Below are 20,430 nucleotides of genomic sequence, written 5' to 3' on the forward strand. Positions count from 1 at the left end.
TCCGGCCCAGTCCCCCGGCCGTGAGACGGTGCCCTCCCGGTCCGACGCCCCATCCGACCCGGAGGGACTTGCGGAGAATCGGAGCCGATGCGAACCTCGCCGCACCATGGCTCGCGCGCGTTCCGATTCTCCGCTTCTCTTCGAAATGGTCGAGAAGCCCGACTTCTCGATTGAAACGAAAGCGATGGCCGAGGGGCTGTGGCCGGTAGCGGGGATGGACGAGGCGGGCCGCGGGCCGCTTGCCGGTCCGGTGGTGGCGGCGGCCGTGGTGCTCAACCCGGCCAACATTCCCGAAGGGCTCGACGATTCCAAGCGCCTCACCCATCTGCAGCGCGAGGCGCTGTTCCTCAAAATCCTGGGCTCGGCGCTCAGCGTCTCGATGGCCTCGATCAGCGCCGAAGGCATCGACAACAGCAACATTCTGAAAGCCAGCCTGGAAGCAATGCGCCGCGCCGCCGCCGGACTGTCGCTGCCGCCCAAACTGGCGCTGGCGGACGGCCGCGACGTGCCGCCAGGGCTCACCTGCGAGGGACGCGCGCTGATCAAGGGCGACCAGCGCTCGCAATCTATCGCCGCCGCCTCGATCGTCGCCAAGGTGATGCGCGACCGCATGATGTGCGGCTGCGGCGGCCATCATGAGCATTACGGCTTCGAAATGCATATGGGCTACGCGACGGTCCGCCACCGGACCGCGATCGAGGCGCACGGCCCGGTGGCGCGACTGCACCGGGCGTCGTTCGCGCCGTTCCGGTTGGGCGGCGTCGAGCTGGCGGAAGCGGAAGAGAGCTTCGAGGGAATAGATTAATCTCCTCCTTGAGGGGGAAATGGCCGGCAGGCGGAGGGGGTCGTCGCGCGTGAAGCACCGACGCCCTCTTTGGTCGCACAAGGGGTCGAGCTCTACGCGCAACGACCCCCTCTGTCGCCTTCGGCGACATCTCCCCCTCAAGAGGGGAGATTATTCGCGCCCAAAACAAAAAAGCCGCCGGGTTGCCCAGGCGGCTTCATGTCAGCAACGGCAGAGCCGCTCAGTTCAGCTTGGCCTTCACGTCCTGCAGCGCCGACTTGAACAAATCGGCGCCGGCCTTGGCGTCGACCTTGGCGGCGAGCAGCGCACGGGCGGCCTCGACGGCGATGTCGACGGCGCTGGCACGCACCTCGCCGATCGCTTCGCGTTCGGCCTGGCTGATCTTCTGCTCGGCAAGCGCCGTGCGCCGGGCGACGTAGTCCTCGGTCTTCTTATGCGCCTCGGAAGCAAGGAGCTCGGCCTCGCGCTTGGCGGCGGCGACGATGTCGGCGGCCTCCTTCTCGGCTTCCTTGCGCTTCTGCTGGTATTGGCCGAGCAGCTGCTGGGCCTCTTCGCGCAGGCGGCGCGCTTCCTCGAGTTCGCTGCTGATCTTGGCCGCGCGGGAATCGAGCGACTTTGCGAGCACGCCCGGCACCTTCAGATAGATGACGGCGCCGAGGAAGATGATCAGGGCAATGGTGGCCCAGAGCGTGGCAAGTGATGTGGCGTCCATGATGGCCTCCTCACCGGGTCGCGGATTTGACCGCGGCCGAAATCTCGGCCTTGTCGGTCTTGCCGCCGACCAGCGCCTCGACGATGGCCGACGTGGTGTCCTCGGCGATCGTGCCGACTTCCTTCATCGCCTTGGCCTTGATCGAGGCGATGCTCGCCTCGGCTTCGCCGAGCTTCTTCTCGAGTTCCGCCTCGAGCTTCTTGCGCGTGCTTTCGGCTTCGCTCTTGGCGGCGTCGCTCGCCTGCTGGCCGATCTTGTTGGCGTTGGCCTTGGCTTCCGCCAATTCCTGCTCATAGGCGGCAACGGCAGCGTCCGCCTCGCCCTTCAGCCTGGCGGCGTGGTCGAGATCCTGGGTGATGCGATCGTTGCGGACATCGATGATACCGCCGATGCGCGGCATCACAACCCGCTTCAGGAACAGATAGAAGAGCCCGAAGGTGATGACGAGCCACAGGATCTGCGACGGGAAGGTCTCGGCATTGAACGGCGGGAACGTGCCATGCTCCTCGGCAGGCACGGCGGTGCCCGCATGCGTATCGCCCTCGGCCGTGGCCGGCGCGGATTCTTGCGCAAAGGCAGATGTCACGAACATCTCATTCCCCTGTCCATACGGCGGGGCCGCACCATGCGGCCCCTTTCGTCAGCGCGTGGTTCTTACCTGAAGACCAGCAGCAGCGCGATGAGGAGCGAGAAGATGCCCAGCGCTTCGGTCACGGCGAAGCCGAAGATCAGGCGGCCGAACTGGCCGTCAGCAGCCGACGGGTTGCGGAGCGCACCCGAGAGATAGCTGCCGAAGATGTTGCCGAGGCCGATGCCGGCGCCGCCCATGCCGATGCAGGCGATACCAGCGCCGATAGCAGCTGCTGCAGTTGCGTCCATTTCAAAACTCCTGTGGTTTTCGTAATCGTTGCGGTTGGTACGTTGGGTATGCTGGCGCCGGGGCGCCGGTGAAAATCGATCAGTGGCTCGGGTGCAGAGCGTCGTTCAAATACATGCAGGTCAGCACCGCGAAGACGTAGGCCTGCAGGAAGGCGACCAGCAGTTCCAGCGCCGTCAGGGCAACCGCCATGGCGAGCGGCAGGACCGAGCCGGCGATGCCGACCGCACCCAGCGCGCTGAGGCTGACGACGAAGCCCGAAAACACTTTCAGCGTGATGTGGCCGGCCAGCATGTTGGCGAAAAGACGAACCGAGAGGCTGACCGGACGCGAGACAAAGGAAATGACTTCGATCGCCACCACCAGCGGCATCAGATAGCCAGGCACGCCATGCGGCACGAACAGCTTGAGGAAGCCGAGGCCGTGCTTGGCGAAGCCGTAGACGATGACGGTGCCAATGACCAGGATCGCCAGCGTGAAGGTGACGATGATGTGGCTGGTGACGGTGAAGAAATAAGGGAACAGGCCGATCAGATTGGCGACCAGCACGAACATGAACAGCGAGAACACCAGCGGGAAGAACTGCATGCCCTGCTTGCCCGCCGCATCGCGCAGCATGTTGCCGACGAACTCATAGGCCATTTCCGAGACCGACTGCAGGCGGCCAGGAATGAGGGCGCGGCTGGCGGTGCTCATGTAGAGGAAAGCGGAAGCGACGGCGATCGTCACGACCATGAACAGAGCGGAGTTGGTGAAAGAAATGTCGTAGCCGCCGATATGAAGCGGGATGATCGGATGGATCTGGAACTGGTGGATCGGATCGACCTGGTCAGCAGCAGCCACTTTAAATCCCCGTCAAAGCCACAACCGGCTTCTTAAGTTTCTTTCGCGCCTTGCGGCGCCTTACTTCAGTCCTTCGGTTCGGGCGGCTTGCCGCCCTGGCCGAATTCCGATGCAAGTCCCGACGAACGCAGGACATTGAGTATACCGGCGCCAAAACCCAGCAACAGGCCGACGATCAGACCCCAGGGCGCGATTCCCGCCAAGCGGTCGATGATCCAGCCCAGGCCGACACCAACCACCACTCCGGCGATGAACTCGCTGGACAGTTTCAGGGCCTGACCGTAACCGGTCGCAGCTTTCGCTTCGTCTTTCCCCTCGAGCCGGTCCGTGCGTCTTGATGCAAGCGATGCTTCAAGCTCGCGCCGGCGGCGCTCAAGTTCGTCGTCGCGGATGGTGGCTTCTGGCTGCCTGCCGCGGCCGGTTTCTCCGGTTCCGTCTGGCCCGTTTTTGTCGGCCATCGCAACCCCCCTGCCCGGGCAGACGATCACCGTCCGTCCGCTTCTAAAGTCGCCGGCAACATAGTTAGCGGGTCCGCGCCCGTCAAGCCACGGGCCGAACTTCAAAGCGATGTATTTTCCCGTTTCAAATCAACGACTTATCCGGGTGCGACATCGTGCCCGTCACGCCTGTGCGAGGACTCGGCGCGAATCCGGGCGGCAAGCCGCTCCGATCGGTGCGCGCAGCAAGCGAGAAAGAGCGTTGCCGCGGGTGCCGATCAAGCGGCTCAGTTCGAGCCGCCTAAGCGGCTCAGCTCCAGCCGCCGCCATAGGTGCGATAGAAGATGTGCAGGCCGATCCTGGTCATGCGCTGCATGGCGCGCGCCCAGCCCGGATGAACGTAGTTGGCGTAGTAATGCGTCGAGGATCCGACCTCGGGGATGAAGATCTTGCCGGCGGTCACCGCCATGGCGACATCCTGGGCGGTCTTGTACGCGACCGGGTCGCTGATGCGCTTCTTCCTGCCGTCGCAGGCGAAGGAGAACTGGCAGCGGTTGAACCAGTTGTCGTTCTGGTAGACGACGCCGCAGATCGTCTTCGGATAGGCAGGGTTGCGGACGCGGTTGAGGATCACCTGCGCCACCGCGGCCTGGCCGCGCACCGGTTCGCTGCGCGCCTCAAAATAGATGCCCTTGGCGAGGCACTCCTGTTCCGGCTTGGAGAAGACGGCCGCCGGCAGCGGGTTCTGCATCCAGGCGTGATCGCCCTTGCCCATCGGCGGAATGAAGCGGCCGTCGTTCGCATCGTCCTGCAGCAGAGCCTCAAAAGGTGAGGCCTTGGCATAGTCCGGCGCCGACTGGGCATAGGCGGTGGCGAGGATATCCGGCTTGTCGTTGTTGACGAGAGCGATGAGAGCCGCCGGCAAATCCGGATCGGGCTTCTTGTCCTCGCGGATGTGGAAGGCCTGGGCGATCTGGATTTCCTTGCCCTTGATGCCGGGCTTGGCGAAAGTCAGCTTCAGGCCGCTGTCCATCGCCGGACGGAGCAGCGAGGAGGTACGCTCGAAGATGGAGCCGGCGCTGAAATTCTTCGGCGGCGCAACCGGCGACACCTGGACGAGGCGGCCCTTCTTGTCGGCGCGCACGACGCGGTCCTCATCGGGCGTAGCGCCGGCGACATTGCCCTTGCCGCGGAGCGCCACCGTGCCAACGCCAGGCAGGTCCACGCCGGAGCCGGAGATCGAGCCCGTGGCGGCCGAATCGACGAACGGCATCTCGGCGGCGTGCACCGAGCCGGCGACGGATTTTTCGACATAGGCATTCCAGCGATGGCTGGGCGACTCCAGCCCGGACACGAGGCTTGCCATATCCTGGTAAGCGACGACGGACGGAAAGCCGACCCAGAAGCCGAGCCCCAGAACCAAAGGAGGAAGGAAGGAACGTTTATTCGCAACGGCGGCGGCGACGAGCCGCGTAAGAACGCGTCGATGCACGGAACTCTCCAGAAACGCTACTGACCCCGGAGAGCCAAAATGAAGCATTAACCTTGATGGGGGGTTAACGGCACCGATCGTGTTTTTTTCATGTTGCAGATAAGCCGGCCTCCGCCAGCTGTGGAAAGCCGGCGAAAACGTCAGGCCGTGCGCAGAAAGATCCGCCATGCGATCGCCGCGCAGATCGCCGCCGCCAGCCACACGCCCGGCCATGCGAAGAGAAGCAGAAGCCAGGGAATGGCGATCGGCACCAGGCAGAAGCCGACAAAGACCAGAGTGTTGGCGAGGCTGAGCGCGGTGCCGACATGGCCGGCTCCGGCAAGTGTCGCAAGCTCGGTATAGGCAACTCCATGCCAGGCCGATACGCAGATGCCGGCTACGATCACCATAAGGGGCAGGAGCAACAGCAGCGACGGCTGGCTGGCCGCAGCGATGGCCAGAATCCATAGCACCAGGAAGGCCAGCGCGCTCAGCGCGCTGCAGAATCTAAGGAACGGCCTTCGGTTGCGGTGGCGGTCGGTGAAGCGGCCGCTCCAGACGCGCGTCGCCATGGCGCCCGTCTGCACGGCGGCGAGGGTGGCGCTGGTCACCCATGTGCCCATGCCGGCAAAGTCATGCAGGAAGACGGAGGCAAAGGTGAGCACCGCCACCTGCGGGAAGCAGAGCAGGCCGATGGCTGCCGAGATGCGCCAGACCTCGATGTTGCGCAGCGGCGCCGGGCCGGTCGTGACGGCGGCGGCATGCGCGTCGCCTTGCGTCGGCGGTTCGTGCAGCCAGCGCCAGGCAAAGAAAGCCGAGAGCGCGGAGAGAGCCGCCAGCAGGCCGAAGACGGCGGCAAAGCCCAGGCCCAAGGCTAGCGACGGCAGGACGAGCGCGCCGAGCCCGCCGCCAAGCGGCACCGCGGTCTGCCTGATGCTCATGGCGAAGCCGCACTCGCCTTCGCCGAACCAGCCCATGATGGCGCGGCCGCTGGAGCCGTTGACGCTGCCGCCAAGCAGGCCGGCAACGAGCAGGCTGGCCGAAAGCAGCACGACACCGGGAGCGGCTATTTTCGTCGGCACGACGAGGATTGCCATGGCAAAAAGCCACACGGCCGTCGCGCCGAGCCCGGTCAGGAGCACGCGGCGGTCGCCCCAGCGGTCGGTAAGCACGCCCCAGGGCAGTTCGCTGAGCGCCACGCCGAGGCCGAGCAGACCGAGCGCAGCGCCGAGCGAGGCATTGTCGAGATGGTAACCCTGGCGCATCACCACAGCCGTCGCCGGGATGCCGGAGAAGGTAGCGGAGAAGCCGGCATTGGCGGCGACGCCGATGCCGAGCACTTTCCATCGATGGGTGGGCCCGAAGGCGCGGCCAGCCGAAGCGGCGGCGCCTGCCGCGGGCCGCCGGCAATCGTTGCGAGTTACGCTGGCGGACATGATCTCGTATTCCCTCTGCGCCGGTCGATCGGTCTTGACCGGTCGGATGTAGCGCCATAGCTTCATCCAGAAAATCAGCAAGTTTTTAATCGATAATCCTGAAAATAGGGACGATCTCATGCGACGCGTCACATTCGACCTCGACGTGCTCAGGACCTTCGTCACCGGCATGGAGCTTGGCAGTTTCGCCAAGGCGGCCGAGCGGCTCGGCCGCTCGACCTCTGCCGTCAGCGCGCAGCTGAAGAAGCTGGAAGAACAGGCGGCGACCCCGGTCTTCCGCAAGGCGGGGCGCGGCCTGGCGCTTACCGAAGCTGGTGAAACGATGCTCGGCTATGCGCGGCGTCTCATCGAGCTCAATGACGAGGCGGCCTCAGCTATCCGCGACGTCGAGCTGGAAGGCTGGGTGCGGCTCGGCCTGCAGGAGGACTTCGGCGAGGCCGTGCTGCCGGAGGTGCTCGGCCGGTTTGCCCGTGCGCATCCCAAGGTCCGGATCGAAGCGCGGATCGGACGCAGCCACGAGCTCGCCGAGCGCGTCGTCTCAGGCAGCCTCGACATCGCGCTGGCCTGGCACGACGGCACGATCCTGCCCTACAGCCGGCATGTCGCCGAGGTGCAGGCGCGCTGGATCGGCCCGGCGAAACCGATGCAAGCCGGCCACAATGGTGAAGCGCTGCCGCTGGTGTTGTTCGAGGCGCCATGCCTGTTGCGCACCGTGGCGACCGAGACGCTGGACCGGGCCGGCCTCGCCTGGCGCATGGCGTTCTCGAGTCCCAGCCTCGGCGGCATCTGGGCGGCGGTCGCCGCGGGTCTCGGGCTGACGATCCGCACCGATATCGGCCTGCCAGCCACTGTCAGGGCGATCGCGCCGGGCGTGCTCGGGCTGCCGCTCCTGCCGATGATGGCGCTGCATCTGCACCAGAAGGATGCCGAGCTCGATCCGGTGGCGGCACGGCTGGCAGAGATATTGCTGGAGGCGGCGCTGGATACGCTGCCGGAGGGAGCGCGTTTCGGCGAGGGCTTGCGAGCGGTCGCGTAGGATTCCACGCTGTTCTTCATCCTCGAGCGGAGCAAGGAGCGAAGCGACACGGCACAGACCCGTGAATGACGACGGGAGGGGCGCTGCCGACCCTTTCCCACAAAGGGCTCAGCGCTTCTTCGCCCGACCCGCGAAAGGATTCTCCGACGTGCGCAACGCCATGCGGATCGGCACGCCGGGCATGTCGAAAGCCTCGCGCAGGCTGTTCGAGAGGTAGCGGACATAGGATTGCGGCATCGCGTCCGGGCGCGAGCAGGAGACGACGAAACCCGGCGGCCGGGTTTTTGCCTGCGTGACATATTTGATCTTCAGCCGGCGGCCGGCGACGGCGGGCGGCGGATGATGCGCCAGAATGCCTTCCAGCCAGCGGTTGAGCTTGCCGGTCGAGACGCGGCTGTTCCAGACCTTGTGCGTCTTGATGACGGCGTCCATCAGCCGATCGAGGCCGCGCCCGGTCTCGGCAGAGACCGTCACCGCCTGAATGCCGCGCACTTGGGGAAGCAACCGCTCGGTCTTTTCGCGCAGCTCGGCCAGAAGCTCCTGCGGGTTGTCGATCAGGTCCCATTTGTTGAAGGCGATCACCGGCGCGCGGCCCTCGCGAATGATCAGGTCGGCGATTTGCAGGTCCTGCTTCTCGAAGGGTATGGTGGCGTCGAGCACGATGATGACGATCTCGGCGAAGCGGATAGCGCGCAGGCCATCCTGCACCGAAAGCTTCTCGAGCTTTTCCTGGACTTTGGACTTGCGCCGCATGCCGGCGGTGTCGAACAGCTTTATCCGGCGGCCGCGCCAGTCCCAGTCGACCGAGATGGAATCGCGGGTGATGCCGGCCTCGGGTCCGGTCAGCAGCCGCTCCTCGCCGATCAGCGCATTGATCAGCGTCGACTTGCCGGCATTGGGGCGGCCGACCACGGTTATGCGCAGCGGCTTGGTCTCGTCATAGGCCGGCTCGGCGTCGGAGTCGGCGATATCCTCGCCGATAAGCACCTCGCTCACGGCGATCTCATCGCCCGGCTGTTGCGCGTCCTCGCCGAAGGCGCGTTCCTCGCCGAGTGCCGCGATCACCGCATCGCGCAGATCGGGCATGCCCTGGCCATGCTCGGCCGAGACGGGGATCGGCTCGCCGAGGCCGAGTTCCCAGGCTTCCAGCATGCCGCCTTGCGCGCCTCGCGCTTCCGCCTTGTTGGCCACCAGCACCACCGGCTTGCCGGATTTGCGGACCACGTCGGCGAAGGTCCGGTCGTCGGGCATCAGGCCCGACTTGGCATCGACGGTGAAGAAGATCAGGTCGGCCTCGCGGATGGCGATCTCGGTCTGCTGGCGCATGCGGCCGGGCAGTGTCGAGGCCGCCGCATCCTCGAAGCCGGCGGTGTCGATGACGTCGAAGTGAAGATCGTAAAGCTTGGCGGCATGGACGCGACGATCGCGCGTCACGCCCGGCGTGTCGTCGACAAGCGCCAGCTTCTTTCCCACCAGCCGATTGAAAAGAGTCGATTTGCCGACGTTAGGCCGGCCGATGATGGCGACTTTGAACGTCATCCGGGGTCACGAAGCGTTGCCCGACCCGCGGATCAGCTCGGACATCAACTGCGCCCGCTGGCGCGTATTGCGCGGGGCGCCGTCATCCGAAGCGATCTGGTCGAACAGTTTCAGCGCATCCGCCGACTTGCCTTCCTTCCAGGCGGCAAGGCCGAGCGCCTCGCGCGCCGAGCTGCGCAGCGGATTGGTGTCGGCAGTGAGCGCCTCGACACGGCTGGAGACATCGGCAAACGAGCCGTGGTCGACCAGCAGCAGCGCCGCTCTCAGCCTCGCCATGTCGCGGATGCCTGCGGGAATGGCGCTGTCGGCCGCGACCGCATCGAAATCCTTGACGGCGGCGTCGACGTCTCCCTTGTCGGCCTTGACGGTCGCCGCCCGCATGCGGGCGAGCAGCGGATAGGCGCCATAGCCATCCTTTTCCAGCTGATCGAGAGCGGCGATCGCCTCGTCGTTCTTGCCGTCGTTTGCGAGCTTGAGCGCCTGCGAGAAGGCATCGCCCGACCGGTTGGCGCGGGTCTCGTCCCAGTAGCGGTAGCCGACGAAGGCGGCAGTCGCCACCACGATCAGGATCGCGGCACCGAGCAGGGCCGGACCAAAGCGGTCCCACAGCGCCTGCGCCTGCTCGCGACGAATCTCTTCGTTGACTTCGCGGATAAAACTGTCGTCCGACATCAATCAAAAACCATTGCGGCCCCGGAACGGAGCGCTTCTTGAGCCCCGCGTTTTAGCGAAATTTCGTCGGCATGGAAGGGGGATCGCCGGAAAATCGGCGGAGGCTCCCAGTGCCCCACAGGCCTTGCCGGAACGCATCGATGCTACATTTGGGCGATAGACGGCTTTCCTACAGCCCCAAAGGTTGCCCAAAAGGTTGCCAGTGCCACGTTCGTTCCGCGTCCTTGCGTTCAGCCTCGCCTGGCTTGGCTCCGTTGGCACGGGGCTTGCCGATCCGCCGGAACCGATGGCGGCGAAACCAAAGCAGATCGTGCTTATCTCCTTCGACAGCGCACGCGAGATCTCGCATTGGGAGCGCAGCCGCGCGCTGGCAAAGCGCACCGGCGCGCATTTCACGTATTTTCTGTCCTGCGTCTTCCTGCTCTCGCCGAAAACGCGCGCCGAGTACGTCGCGCCCGGCAAGGGTGCCGGCAAATCGAATATCGGCTTCGCCGCCTCGGAGCAGGATGTCGCGGACCGGCTGCAACAGATCCGGCTCGCGGCCGCCGAAGGTCACGACATCGGCAGTCATGCCTGCGGACATTTCGACGGCAAGGGCTGGAGCAAGGCCAACTGGCTGGCAGAGTTCTCGGCGTTCCGCCGCGTCCTCGAAAACGCCTATGCGATCAACGGCATTTCGCCCGAGCCCTCTGGCTGGCGTGAATTCGCCCGCCATGCCGTGATCGGTTTTCGCGCGCCGTACCTCTCGACCGGCAAGGCGCTTTACGAAGCGCTGCCCGAGGCCGGCTTCCAATATGACGCAAGCGGTGTCTCGAACGGCCCTGCCCTGCCGGCGATGAAGAACGGCACCACCCGCTTTGCATTACCGCAGATTCCGGAAGGGCCGAAGTCGAAGCGGGTGGTCGCCATGGACTACAACCTCTATGTCCGCCATTCGGGCGGCTTCGAGAAGCCGTCGATGGCGGGCGAGTTCGCCGACCGCGCCTATCGGGCGTTTCGCGCAGCCTTCGATGCGCAATACAACGGCAAACGACTTCCGCTGGAGCTCGGCTTCCACTTCACGCAGATGAATGCCGGCGCCTACTGGAACGCGCTGGAGCGCTTCGCGGATGAGGTCTGCGTCATGCAGCAGGTCGAGTGCATCAGCTTCGGCGACTATGTGGCGCGGCAGCGCTCTGGCGAAGCACAGGTTGCCGTGGGGGGCTGAGCCGCCCACTTCCAATCTCTTGCCTGGGCGCAATCCCGGACGGAAAGGCGTTCCGCAATTGTTCCGAGTTCAGGCCGGATCCTCCGCGCTCTGCCGCGCGAGATAACGCTGGTCGATGTCTGGCAGCGGCTCGCCTTCCAGCGTCGCCTCGAAGGCGCGCAGGCGCTTGTGCACTGACTGCAGCTCGACGATGGTCGACCAGGAATTCAACAGGAACTGCAGCGAATTCGTCACCTTGCCGAAGGCGTTCGAAATCTGGTTCAGCGCACCGAAGGTGATCTTGTGCGCAACCAGCGAGGGCCCGAGGATCAGCAGCGAGAAGATGTTGTCGGCCTGCAGGTAGGTGTACCGGACGACGTTGAAATAGATGTAGTGGAAATAGAGCCTGAAGTAGTTGCGGCGCACATTGTCGAACAGTTCCGTCGTCGTCGCCGGCTGCGCCCGGTCGGGATGATCTTCGCCGTAGACGAGTTCCTTGCGATAGGCGGCCTCGACGCGCTGGTTGCGGAACTGGAGGCCCGGCAGCTTGATGCCGGCGAGCATCACCGAGGCCGTGCCGAATATGCACCACCCCAGCGCGGCAACGACCAGGGGCTGCGGCACCGCGCCCAGGATCGGCAACTCGGTGATGTGCGCTTGCAGCTGGATCATCACCGGCAGGAAGGCGATGAGGGTCATGATCGACTGGACGAAGCTCGAGCCCAGGTCCTCCATGATCTGCGAGAAGCGCATCGTATCTTCCTGGATGCGCTGCGAAGCGCCCTCGATGTGGCGCAGCCGGCCCCAGTTCGCCATGAAGTAGTCGTTCATCGCCGTGCGCCAGCGGAAGATCCAGTGGCTGACGATAAAGGCGTTGACCACCTGCACGTTCATGCCGACCAGCGCCAGCCAGGAGAAGTCGGCCAACCCCCTGTAGAACTCGATGTCAGTCGATGGCGTCGTTCCCGACATCAGCCCCTGGACATAATCGAAGAAAGGTCCGTACCAGTTGTTGACGGCGACGCTGACCTGCACGTTGAAATAGATGAAGAAGAGAATGACGGCGGTCATCAGGATCGACCAGTTCTGCCACGGATGCGGAGCATACCAGCTCCAGAACGCGTAGAAGATCGCCACACAGGCCACGAAGTACATGTAGAACCACAAGAACGGCTTCGACCATAGAACCGCGATGCCGATGATGGGCGGCGCACCCGCAGCCGCCGGCGGCATGCCGAGGATGGCGCCCAGCTGTTCGCCGCCGAAGAACCAGAACAGGATCGCCGCAAGGCTCCAGAGGGCGGCCGAGGTGAAGAAAAGCTTCGGCTGCGGGAAGAAGGATACGAACACTGTGGCGGGTTTCCTCGGTCTGACCGCAAATCAGCGGCGTTGCTGTTCGGCGGGCATAAGGTCACACATTACTGGGAAAGAAAATGCCCGGCCCGGCGCCCGGCACCGAACAAGACCACAAATCATGGCGATTTTGGTGCAGCCGACCAGGCAACGACGCCGGAGACCAGCAGAGCGGCAGCCGCCATCGTCGAGGCGAGCACATAATTGCCCGAGGCCTGGGCGAGCAAGCCGGCGGCAATCGGACCGATGATCTGGCCGAGGCCGAAGGCGGCGGTCATCACCGCGAAAGTGCGGCGCGGCGCCTGCGGCGCAAGCTGCCTTGCCGCCTGCAGGCCGAACGCGGTGATGGCGATGAACGTGCCGCCGAGCAATATAGCAGCCAAAAGCGGCCCGCTGAAACCTTTGATGACGACGCTGGCGATGACGCCGACCACTTCGACCATGCAGCTCACGGCATAGGCCGTATAAAGCCCGATCCTGCCGGCGAGCTTTTGCCAGAACCAGGTCGAGGGGAAGCCGGCAAGACCGGCGATCATCCAGACCGAGGCCTCGAAGACACGTCCGCCGCCGTCCTGGCGAACGATGGCGACCAGAAAAGTGGCCGTCACCACATAGCCCAAGCCGAACAGCCCATAGGCAAGGATTATCTTCGTCAGCGATCTATCCTTCGGCAACGCCGGTTCAGGCCCATCGACGCCATTGGCGGGCGTGGCGGAGCCCGCGAGGATCGCGACGAGGAGCAGGCCGACAGCGGAAATTGCTCCCGACCATAGCCAGCCCGCGGGCCAGCCGGCATGGGCCGTGACGAGGATGGCCAGCAGCGCCGAGGACGCCGCAATGCCCAGGCCGACACCGCCGAAATGCAGCGCTTGCAGATCGCCGCGGCCTGCCTTTGCAAGATGGCTGAAGACGATCGACGACATGAAAACCATGACGAAGGCGCTGGCCAGGCCGGCGAGAAAACGAATGGCGAGGAAAGCGGCCATCGTCTCGTTCAGTCCCATCAGAGCTGCGAGCACGGCGCTCGCGGCAAGGCTTGCGAACATCAGCAGACGCTCGCGGCCATGCGCCCAGCCGCCGGCTGCGGCAAGCGCGCCAATGAGATAGCCTAGATAGTTGGCGGAAGCGATCCAGCCGGCGTCTGCCGGCGTCAGGTGCAACTCTTCCATCATGCCGGGCAGGATCGGGGTGTAGACGAAGCGGCCGATGCCCATGGCGACGGCGAGAGCCGTCATGCCGGCGAGGGCAAGGCGCAAGGGAGATGGCGAAGCGGCTTTCATTGCAGCGCAGCATAAATGTGTGCACGTGCGAAACAATGCGATTGCGTTGGGCCAGGCCGGCTTGGCCCGCCTTCAGCGGCAAGCCGTCTCGTACACCGTGCGGCCGGCCGTGAGCCGGAACGGCATATCGCCGAGCTCGCGCTCCGACATGGCGTCCAGCACCGGATGCGACAGAGGATCGACCGTCCAGCGGGCGATCTCGCCGTCCTCCTGCCAAGCCTGTCTTGGCTCAGCGCCGGAAAGGCCCTTCAGCAAAGAGAAAATCTTCATCGACCTGCCTCCAAAGCCCGGTTTGCCTCGCTACAATCCGCTTTTCTTTGGCACGTTTCAATTGAGATTTGGAACCAGCCAGTTTAGAAAAACTGGATGACGATCCTGAACCGTGTCCACCTCAATGGCTTGCGTGCCGTCGAAACCGTTGTCCGCGTTGGATCGCTTGCCGCGGCGGCTGCCGAACTCAATGTCTCGGTCAGCGCCGTCAGCCAGCAGATCAAGCGCACGGAAAACCAGCTGGGGCAGGCGCTGTTCGAGCGGACGTCCGGCGGACTCGTGCCGACGGAATTCGGGGTCGTTTTCACGGCCCGGCTGAGCGCCGGCTTCCGCGAGCTTGCGCAAGCGGTGGCGTTGGCCGGCGAGGCAACGGAATGCACCCTGGTTGTGTCGGTGGCGCCCGCCTTCGCCTCGAAATGGCTGTTGCCCAGGCTGTCGCGGCATTTTGCCCGCCATCCCAACGTGCTCTTGCGCATAGACGCTTCAGGCAGGCTCGCCGATCTCGACCATTCCGATATCGACATTGCGATTCGGATGGGCGACGGCGCTTGGCCGGGAGTAAACGCGGAACTGCTTTTGGCGCAGGAAGTGTTTCCGGTCTGCGTACCAGCGATCGCGGCCAAGCTGAACTCGATCGAGGACCTGGCGCGGACCTGCGCCATCACCGACGAGCGGGCAATGATCAGCTGGGATAGCTGGTTCAAGGCGGCCGGCGTCGAGCCGGTCACTTTCCAAAAAGGCGCGCGCTTCACCGATCCGATGCTCTGCCTGGAATCTGCAATCGCCGGCCATGGCGTGATGCTCGCCTGGCAATTGCTGACCGCCGATGCGCTGGCCGATGGCCGGCTGGTCGCCCCCTTCGGGGTGCGAGCTGAAAGCGGGCTCGGCTACTGGATGGTGACCTCGGCCACCAAAAGCGAAAGCCGAAAGGTGCGCGACTTCAAGGCTTGGGTCCGCGAGGAGATCGAAGCGACCATGGCGCAGATCCGGGCGCTCGACAGCGCCGCCTGAGCTCGTTTGAGCATGATCTTGTCCGAACACCGCCATGCACTTTTCGCGATCATGCCTGGAGGCCCAGTTGATCGCGGTGGAAAGGCCAGGCGCAGCGGTCTATGTAAGGACCAGACCCCAAAAACATGGCAGGCAGGATCATGACCACACATTCGCGCGGCGTCTCGGCAACCATCGACCCGGTGAAGCTCGACAGGCTGGCCGAAGTCGCCGTCAAGGTCGGGCTGCAGCTGCAGCCGGGACAGGACCTGGTGCTGACGTCCTCGATCGCGGCGCTGCCGCTGACCCGGCGCATCGTCGAGCATGCCTATAAGGCCGGCGCCGGGCTGGTGACGCCGATCTTCAACGACGACGAGATCACGCTGGCGCGTTTCCGCTATGGCGCCGACGCCGGCTTCGACCGCGCCGCCGGCTGGCTTTACGAAGGCATGGCGAAAGCCTTCGCCAACAATGCGGCGCGGCTTGCGGTGCGCGGCGAGGATCCGTCTCTGCTGTCGGCGCAGGACCCGGCCAGGGTGGCGCGCGCCAACAAGGCGAATTCGATGGCGTACCAGCCGGCGCTCGAAAAAATCACCGGTTTCGACATCAACTGGAACATCGTCGCATATCCGGATGTTGCCTGGGCTCGCCAAGTGTTCCCGGGCGAGCCCGACGATGTTGCGGTGGTGAGGCTCGCCGACGCGATCTTCTCGGCCTCGCGCGTCGATGTCGAGGATCCGATCGGCAACTGGAAGGCGCACAACGCGGCCTTGGCCGAGCGCACGAAATGGCTGAACGAGCACAATTTCGACGCACTGCATTTCACCGGACCGGGCACCGACCTCACCGTCGGCCTGGCGGAAGGTCATGAGTGGATGGGCGGCGCTTCGACGGCGAAGAACGGCATCACCTGCAATCCGAACATCCCGACCGAGGAAGTCTTCACCACGCCGCATGCGAGGCGCGTCGAAGGCCATGTTTCCTCGACCAAGCCGCTCTCCTACCAGGGCACGCTGATCGACGAGATCTCGGTGCGCTTCGAGGTCGGTCGGATCGTCGAGGCCAAGGCCTCGAAGGGCGAGGACGTTCTGAAAAAGGTGCTGGACACCGACGAGGGCGCGCGCCGGCTCGGCGAAGTGGCGCTGGTGCCGCATTCCTCGCCGATCTCGAAGAGCGGGCTGCTGTTCTTCAACACGCTGTTCGACGAGAACGCCGCCTGCCACATCGCGCTGGGACAGTGCTATTCGAAGTGCTTCGTCAACGGCGCCTCGCTCAGCCAGGACGAGATTGCCGAGCGCGGCGGCAACAAGAGTTTCATCCACATCGACTGGATGATCGGCTCGGACAAGATCGACATCGACGGCGTCGGCAAGGACGGCAGCCGCGTGCCGGTGATGCGCAAGGGCGAGTGGGCCTGAGAGACCCGACGCGGAGACAGCCTTGGACGTAGCGGTAAAGCGCGTCTACGACGCGTCGGAGAGGAGCGACGGCCAGCGGGTGCTTGTCGACCGCGTCTGGCCGCGCGGCGTCTCCAAAAAGGACGCCGCGCTGGACCTTTGGCTGAAGGAGATCGCGCCGAGCACCGAACTGCGCAAATGGTTCGGGCATGATCTCGAACGATGGCCGGAGTTCCAGAAGCGGTACCGCGCCGAGCTGGACGGCAACGAGGAAGCTGTGGCGCAGCTGCGAGAACTGCTGCGCCACGGCAAGGTGACGCTGCTCTTCGGCGCGCATGACGAGGCGCGTAACAATGCGGTGGCGTTGATGGGGTATTTGCGGAGGGAGTAACCTCTCTCTCGTCGTCATCCTCGGGCTTGACCCGAGGATCCATGCCGTGACTGTCACCGAAGGACGCAACGGAGCAGAACTCTTAACCGCACAACGCTCTAGCGTCGCGGCATGGATCCTAGGGTCTGCGCGCGCCGCTTCGCTCCTTGCTCCGCCCTAGGATGACGAGGGGATAATGTGCCGCGCCTGCCGAATCCTACTTCACCGCCTCTTCATAAACATCCGGCTTGAAGCCAACCAGGATGCGGCCACCCACCTCCAGCACGGGCCGCTTGATCATAGTTGGCTTGGCGAGCATCAGCATCTTCGCTTTCTTCTCGTCGAGCGCTTCCTTGTCCTTCTCCGGCAGTTCGCGAAAAGTCGTGCTGCCCTTGTTGAGCAGTCTCTCCCAGCCGACCTTATCGACCCAGCCATTCAGCCTTTCCGCCTCGATCCCTTCGGCGCGATAGTCATGAAAGCGGTAGGGAAGGTCGCGGCTCTCCAGCCAGATGCGCGCCTTCTTGATCGTGTCGCAGGTGGTGATGCCGTACATGGTGATCGGCAATTCGGACCTCGGGCGGATGGATTGCGAATCTGGCCGAATCCTAGGCTTGCCTTGCCCGCTTTGCCAGCGTGACTACGTGAAGACGATTTGGCGCTCTCCATGGCGGCCGGAATATCATCTTGGCCGCCATGTCTGATTTTCAGATCCTGCAACGAAGATTCGGAATGCCAGACGCCGATCGGCTTCAATAGTAGAAGCGCTCTTCGCTGATCTTGCCGTTCTTGACCGTATAGAGGCCAACCTCATCCATTTTGACGCGTTCGCCGGTAGATTTGGGCGTCACGTCAAAGGTGAAGCGCAAGGCGAACTGGTCACCATTGACGTAGGGGCCCTCGATCGAGCCGCCGTGAACCTCATGGTTCGCTTCCCACCATTCGCCCTTCTGCTTTACGGCGTCCCTGCCGCTGCAAACGGCCATGGGCCCTTCCATCGCCTCGTAGCTGACGATGTTATCGGCATTGTATTTCGCGGCAGCGCCGCGGTTGTCGCCCTGCTTGAGGAGTTCGGTGAAATGCTTGGCGACTTCGGCAGTGGTCATGATTTCCTCCCGGTTTGGACAGACCCGAGATAGGGAGCTCCCTCGTGACCTGCCATCGCCGAAGCGTCGGTAGCTGACAAATCGTGTCAGGATCGAATGCCGGTCTGCTAATAACACCCGCGCTCGATCGCCAGCCGGCGCACCAGCGCCAGCACGGTGTCGATGGCCGGCGTCGGCTGGCCGGTCAGGCGGCCAAGCTCCTGCACTGCCGTGACCAGCGCGTCGACCTCCATCGGGCGGCGGCGTTCGAGGTCCTGCAACATCGAGGTCTTGTGCCCGCCGACATCGCCGGCGCCCTTGATGCGCCGGTCGACGGGGATCAGGAAGCGCACGTCGAGGCGCTCGCCAATCGCCTGCGCCTCCAGCATCATGGCGCGGGCGACGGCCCGCGTGCCTTCATCGGCGACGATCGCCGCAAGCGTGCTGCCGGTCAGCGCCGAGATCGGGTTGAACGAGAGATTGCCCCAAAGCTTCACCCAGATTTCCGAACGTATGTCCTCGCGGACCGGCGCCTGCAGCCCGGCCTTGACCATCTCGCGCGCCAACACACTCACCCGCTCGCTCTTTTCGCCCGAAGGCTCGCCGAGCGAAAAGCGCGTGCCCTCGACATGGCGGATCCGCCCGGGCGCATCGACCTCGACGGCCGGATAGACGACGGAGCCGATGATGCGCTCAGGCCCGATGGTCTCCCAGATCCTTCCGCCGGAATCGACCGCATCAAGCCGCGTGCCTTCGAGCGCGCCGCCGGCCTTGTAGAAGTACCACCAGGGCACGCCGTTCTGCATGGTGACGACGGCTGTCCCCTCGCCCAGCAGCGGTGCAATCTCGCCCAGCGCCGGCGCCAGAGAATGCGCTTTCAGCGCCAGCACCACGTAATCCTGAATGCCGAGTTCTTCGGTCGTGACCGCTGCCCTCACCCGGGCGATCGTCTCCTTGCCGTCCTCGATCAGGCGTAGGCCATCGGCCTGGATCGCTTCGAGATGCGCGCCGCGCGCGACGATCGACAGATCGACGCGGCCGGCAGTCGCCAGCTTGGCGGCGAGATAGCCGCCGATGGCGCCGGCGCCGAAGACTGTAATGCGCATCAGCTCAAACCGAGCTTTGCCGCGAGGCCTATGCGCTGCAATTTGCCGGTGGCGCCCTTCGGGATCTCGTCCAGGATCACCACCTTGCGCGGCACCTTGAAATCGGCGAGCCGCGTCGCGGCAAAGCCGCGAATGTCGGCCTCGCTGGCGCTCTGGCCTTCCCGCAGCACGACAGCGGCAGCCACTTCCTCGCCGAGCTTGTCATGCGGCATGGCGAAGGTGACGACCTGCGCCACCGCCGGATGATCCATCAGCACGCCGTCGACCTCGAGCGGCGAGATCTTTTCGCCGCCGCGATTGATGATCTCCTTCAGCCGGCCGGTGACGCGCAGATAATTGTCCTCGTCCAGCACGCCCTGGTCGCCGGTGTGGAACCAGCCATGCGCGAAGGCGCTGGCGTTGGCGTCCGGATTCTTCTCGTAGCCGGCGGTGACGTTCGGGCCGCGAATGACGATCTCGCCGATCTCGCCGGGCTCGAGCAGCCTTCCATCCGGCGCCATGACGGCCACTTCCGGTCCGGCCGAGGCGCCGACGCTGCCCGGCTTGCGCAGTCCGGGTGGCAGCCGGTTGGACGCCATCTGGTGCGCGGCCTCGGTCATGCCGTAGGCCTCGATCACCGGACAGCCGAAAGTCGCCTCCAGCTCTGCCATGACCTGCGCCGGGAGTGAGGCCGACGACGAGCGGATGAAACGCAGCTTCGCTTCGGCCAGTTGCTCGGGATTGCGCGCGGCGCGCGGCAGGATCGCCTGGTGCATCGTCGGCACCGCCGTATACCAGGTTGGCTTCGCTTCGGAGAGCCATTGGAAAAAGCGCAGCGCGTTGAAGCCCGGCGTGCAGAAGACGCTGGCGCCGGCGGCGAGCGAGGACAGCACCGCCGCGATCAGCCCGTGGATGTGAAACAGCGGCATGATGTTGAGGCAGCGGTCGGCCGAGCCCAGGCCCAGCGTGGCGCCGATATGCGCGGCCGAGGCGGCGAGGTTGGCGTGGCTGAGCGGCACCAGCTTCGGCCGCGATGTAGTGCCGGAGGTATGCAGAAGGAGAGCGGTGTCGCTGTCTTCGGCCAAGCCGGAGGCAACCGGCGGCCCGACCGGGCCGCCCTCGATGGTGAAGATGCCGGCCGGCGCGCCTTCAGGCACCGCCAGCCGCAGCACCGCAATGCCGAGGCGTTCGGCAACTTCGACCGAGGGTCCTTGCTCGTCCTTGCCGACAAGGATCGCCTTGACGCCGATGTCGCTGAGATAGAAATCGAGCTCGTCGGCCCGGTAGGCTGGATTGAGCGGCGCGGTGGACGCGGCGGCGGCGACCGCGATGAAGGCCGTTGCCATCTCCGGGCCGTTCGGCAGCACGATGGCAACGCGGTCGCCACGGCCGATGCCGAGCGTGTTGAGCCGGGTCACGGTCTCTTGGATCAGACGGCGCAGCCCCCCATGCGAGAGGACTGTCCGGTCGGGCGCGGCGATGGCTGGCGCGTCTTCGGCGCCGGGCGCGAGGCGATGAGCAAGATCAAAGGGATTTTCGCTTGTTGTCATGGTTCCAGACTATGTTTCGAACGATCGGCCTATGTCCAG

At 64.7% G+C, this 20,430-nt stretch carries 22 protein-coding genes; 6 read left to right on the top strand and 16 right to left on the bottom strand.

Going from position 1 to position 20,430, the window contains the following annotated elements:
- Positions 1-106 precede the first annotated feature (106 nt).
- The gene (locus tag CK224_RS10800; RefSeq protein ID WP_095781743.1) at positions 107-805 is read left to right on the top strand and encodes a ribonuclease HII; all 699 of its coding nucleotides are present in this window, start codon (positions 107-109) and stop codon (positions 803-805) included.
- 220 nt (positions 806-1,025) lie between these two features.
- On the opposite strand, the gene CK224_RS10805 is transcribed toward CK224_RS10800, so the two are convergent.
- The 7 genes from CK224_RS10805 to CK224_RS10835 all read right to left on the bottom strand — a co-directional run bounded on the left by CK224_RS10805 (position 1,026) and on the right by CK224_RS10835 (position 6,581).
- Positions 1,026-1,517 (bottom strand): F0F1 ATP synthase subunit B, encoded by a 492-nt coding sequence (locus tag CK224_RS10805; protein WP_095781744.1) that lies wholly within the window; start codon positions 1,515-1,517, stop codon positions 1,026-1,028.
- Positions 1,518-1,527: 10 nt separating this feature from the next.
- Entirely contained in the window at positions 1,528-2,109 is a 582-nt protein-coding gene (locus tag CK224_RS10810) for a F0F1 ATP synthase subunit B (RefSeq protein ID WP_066999038.1), read from the bottom strand.
- A gap of 62 nt (positions 2,110-2,171) precedes the next feature.
- A complete protein-coding gene (locus CK224_RS10815) occupies positions 2,172-2,396 on the bottom strand; it encodes a F0F1 ATP synthase subunit C (RefSeq protein ID WP_066999040.1) in 225 nt (74 codons plus the stop codon).
- A 79-nt stretch (positions 2,397-2,475) separates the two neighbouring features.
- On the bottom strand, positions 2,476-3,237 hold the full coding sequence (locus tag CK224_RS10820; protein ID WP_066999043.1) for a F0F1 ATP synthase subunit A: 762 nt from the start codon (positions 3,235-3,237) through the stop codon (positions 2,476-2,478).
- Between the two features lie 65 nt (positions 3,238-3,302).
- On the bottom strand, positions 3,303-3,695 hold the full coding sequence (locus tag CK224_RS10825; RefSeq protein ID WP_066999046.1) for an AtpZ/AtpI family protein: 393 nt from the start codon (positions 3,693-3,695) through the stop codon (positions 3,303-3,305).
- Between the two features lie 289 nt (positions 3,696-3,984).
- Positions 3,985-5,166, bottom strand: coding sequence for a cell wall hydrolase (locus tag CK224_RS10830; protein ID WP_095781745.1), 1,182 nt, complete (start codon positions 5,164-5,166; stop codon positions 3,985-3,987).
- Positions 5,167-5,306: 140 nt separating this feature from the next.
- On the bottom strand, positions 5,307-6,581 hold the full coding sequence (locus CK224_RS10835; protein ID WP_095781971.1) for an MFS transporter: 1,275 nt from the start codon (positions 6,579-6,581) through the stop codon (positions 5,307-5,309).
- Positions 6,582-6,699: 118 nt separating this feature from the next.
- Here CK224_RS10835 and CK224_RS10840 point away from each other — a divergent pair, with 118 nt between their 5' ends.
- The gene (locus tag CK224_RS10840; protein WP_095781746.1) at positions 6,700-7,617 is read left to right on the top strand and encodes a LysR substrate-binding domain-containing protein; all 918 of its coding nucleotides are present in this window, start codon (positions 6,700-6,702) and stop codon (positions 7,615-7,617) included.
- A gap of 108 nt (positions 7,618-7,725) precedes the next feature.
- Here CK224_RS10840 and der read toward each other — a convergent pair whose 3' ends face one another.
- The gene (gene der, locus CK224_RS10845) at positions 7,726-9,156 is read right to left on the bottom strand and encodes a ribosome biogenesis GTPase Der (RefSeq protein WP_095781747.1); all 1,431 of its coding nucleotides are present in this window, start codon (positions 9,154-9,156) and stop codon (positions 7,726-7,728) included.
- 6 nt (positions 9,157-9,162) lie between these two features.
- The gene (locus tag CK224_RS10850) at positions 9,163-9,828 is read right to left on the bottom strand and encodes a tetratricopeptide repeat protein (protein WP_095781748.1); all 666 of its coding nucleotides are present in this window, start codon (positions 9,826-9,828) and stop codon (positions 9,163-9,165) included.
- Positions 9,829-10,030: 202 nt separating this feature from the next.
- Here CK224_RS10850 and CK224_RS10855 point away from each other — a divergent pair, with 202 nt between their 5' ends.
- Positions 10,031-11,035 carry a polysaccharide deacetylase family protein gene (locus CK224_RS10855; protein ID WP_095781749.1) on the top strand — a complete coding sequence of 335 codons (1,005 nt, stop codon included), beginning with the start codon at positions 10,031-10,033 and terminating at the stop codon, positions 11,033-11,035.
- 69 nt (positions 11,036-11,104) lie between these two features.
- On the opposite strand, the gene sbmA is transcribed toward CK224_RS10855, so the two are convergent.
- The 3 genes from sbmA to CK224_RS10870 form a co-directional block, all read right to left on the bottom strand.
- Positions 11,105-12,364, bottom strand: a complete 1,260-nt coding sequence (sbmA, locus tag CK224_RS10860; protein ID WP_066999060.1) for a peptide antibiotic transporter SbmA — start codon at positions 12,362-12,364, stop codon at positions 11,105-11,107.
- Between the two features lie 122 nt (positions 12,365-12,486).
- The gene (locus CK224_RS10865; protein WP_066999062.1) at positions 12,487-13,647 is read right to left on the bottom strand and encodes a YbfB/YjiJ family MFS transporter; all 1,161 of its coding nucleotides are present in this window, start codon (positions 13,645-13,647) and stop codon (positions 12,487-12,489) included.
- A 72-nt stretch (positions 13,648-13,719) separates the two neighbouring features.
- Positions 13,720-13,917, bottom strand: coding sequence for a hypothetical protein (locus CK224_RS10870; protein WP_066999065.1), 198 nt, complete (start codon positions 13,915-13,917; stop codon positions 13,720-13,722).
- Between the two features lie 96 nt (positions 13,918-14,013).
- Between CK224_RS10870 and CK224_RS10875 the strand changes: the two genes are divergently transcribed.
- The 3 genes from CK224_RS10875 to CK224_RS10885 all read left to right on the top strand — a co-directional run bounded on the left by CK224_RS10875 (position 14,014) and on the right by CK224_RS10885 (position 16,695).
- A complete protein-coding gene (locus tag CK224_RS10875) occupies positions 14,014-14,928 on the top strand; it encodes a LysR substrate-binding domain-containing protein (protein WP_095781750.1) in 915 nt (304 codons plus the stop codon).
- Positions 14,929-15,068: 140 nt separating this feature from the next.
- Positions 15,069-16,325, top strand: coding sequence for an aminopeptidase (locus CK224_RS10880; protein WP_066999089.1), 1,257 nt, complete (start codon positions 15,069-15,071; stop codon positions 16,323-16,325).
- A gap of 22 nt (positions 16,326-16,347) precedes the next feature.
- Positions 16,348-16,695 (top strand): DUF488 domain-containing protein, encoded by a 348-nt coding sequence (locus tag CK224_RS10885; protein WP_095781751.1) that lies wholly within the window; start codon positions 16,348-16,350, stop codon positions 16,693-16,695.
- Between the two features lie 196 nt (positions 16,696-16,891).
- Here the strand turns inward: CK224_RS10885 and CK224_RS10890 are convergent, their stop codons facing one another.
- The 4 genes from CK224_RS10890 to CK224_RS10905 form a co-directional block, all read right to left on the bottom strand.
- A complete protein-coding gene (locus tag CK224_RS10890; protein ID WP_095781752.1) occupies positions 16,892-17,239 on the bottom strand; it encodes an ArsC family reductase in 348 nt (115 codons plus the stop codon).
- Positions 17,240-17,423: 184 nt separating this feature from the next.
- Positions 17,424-17,777 (bottom strand): nuclear transport factor 2 family protein, encoded by a 354-nt coding sequence (locus tag CK224_RS10895; RefSeq protein WP_066988871.1) that lies wholly within the window; start codon positions 17,775-17,777, stop codon positions 17,424-17,426.
- A gap of 107 nt (positions 17,778-17,884) precedes the next feature.
- Positions 17,885-18,862: a 2-dehydropantoate 2-reductase gene (locus CK224_RS10900; RefSeq protein ID WP_095781753.1), complete on the bottom strand. Its 978-nt coding sequence runs from the start codon at positions 18,860-18,862 to the stop codon at positions 17,885-17,887.
- Positions 18,862-20,391 (bottom strand): acyl--CoA ligase, encoded by a 1,530-nt coding sequence (locus tag CK224_RS10905; RefSeq protein ID WP_095781754.1) that lies wholly within the window; start codon positions 20,389-20,391, stop codon positions 18,862-18,864. Before CK224_RS10905 ends, CK224_RS10900 begins: the two co-directional genes overlap by 1 nt.
- Positions 20,392-20,430: the final 39 nt, after the last annotated feature.

It is taken from the genome of Mesorhizobium sp. WSM3862 (genome assembly GCF_002294985.1).
Lineage (GTDB): Bacteria > Pseudomonadota > Alphaproteobacteria > Rhizobiales > Rhizobiaceae > Mesorhizobium.

What these genes read in the sequence shown, in the direction of transcription:
- CK224_RS10810 (WP_066999038.1), bottom strand. Translation starts at nt 2,109, where the DNA reads ATGTTCGTGACATCTGCCTTTGCGCAAGAATCCGCGCCGGCCACGGCC.
- CK224_RS10865 (WP_066999062.1), bottom strand. Translation starts at nt 13,647, where the DNA reads ATGAAAGCCGCTTCGCCATCTCCCTTGCGCCTTGCCCTCGCCGGCATG.
- CK224_RS10905 (WP_095781754.1), bottom strand. Translation starts at nt 20,391, where the DNA reads ATGACAACAAGCGAAAATCCCTTTGATCTTGCTCATCGCCTCGCGCCC.
- CK224_RS10825 (WP_066999046.1), bottom strand. Translation starts at nt 3,695, where the DNA reads ATGGCCGACAAAAACGGGCCAGACGGAACCGGAGAAACCGGCCGCGGC.
- CK224_RS10850 (WP_095781748.1), bottom strand. Translation starts at nt 9,828, where the DNA reads ATGTCGGACGACAGTTTTATCCGCGAAGTCAACGAAGAGATTCGTCGC.
- der (WP_095781747.1), bottom strand. Translation starts at nt 9,156, where the DNA reads ATGACGTTCAAAGTCGCCATCATCGGCCGGCCTAACGTCGGCAAATCG.
- CK224_RS10805 (WP_095781744.1), bottom strand. Translation starts at nt 1,517, where the DNA reads ATGGACGCCACATCACTTGCCACGCTCTGGGCCACCATTGCCCTGATC.
- CK224_RS10880 (WP_066999089.1), top strand. Translation starts at nt 15,069, where the DNA reads ATGACCACACATTCGCGCGGCGTCTCGGCAACCATCGACCCGGTGAAG.
- CK224_RS10900 (WP_095781753.1), bottom strand. Translation starts at nt 18,862, where the DNA reads ATGCGCATTACAGTCTTCGGCGCCGGCGCCATCGGCGGCTATCTCGCC.
- CK224_RS10870 (WP_066999065.1), bottom strand. Translation starts at nt 13,917, where the DNA reads ATGAAGATTTTCTCTTTGCTGAAGGGCCTTTCCGGCGCTGAGCCAAGA.
- CK224_RS10815 (WP_066999040.1), bottom strand. Translation starts at nt 2,396, where the DNA reads ATGGACGCAACTGCAGCAGCTGCTATCGGCGCTGGTATCGCCTGCATC.
- CK224_RS10840 (WP_095781746.1), top strand. Translation starts at nt 6,700, where the DNA reads ATGCGACGCGTCACATTCGACCTCGACGTGCTCAGGACCTTCGTCACC.
- CK224_RS10835 (WP_095781971.1), bottom strand. Translation starts at nt 6,581, where the DNA reads ATGTCCGCCAGCGTAACTCGCAACGATTGCCGGCGGCCCGCGGCAGGC.
- CK224_RS10895 (WP_066988871.1), bottom strand. Translation starts at nt 17,777, where the DNA reads ATGACCACTGCCGAAGTCGCCAAGCATTTCACCGAACTCCTCAAGCAG.
- CK224_RS10800 (WP_095781743.1), top strand. Translation starts at nt 107, where the DNA reads ATGGCTCGCGCGCGTTCCGATTCTCCGCTTCTCTTCGAAATGGTCGAG.
- CK224_RS10875 (WP_095781750.1), top strand. Translation starts at nt 14,014, where the DNA reads ATGACGATCCTGAACCGTGTCCACCTCAATGGCTTGCGTGCCGTCGAA.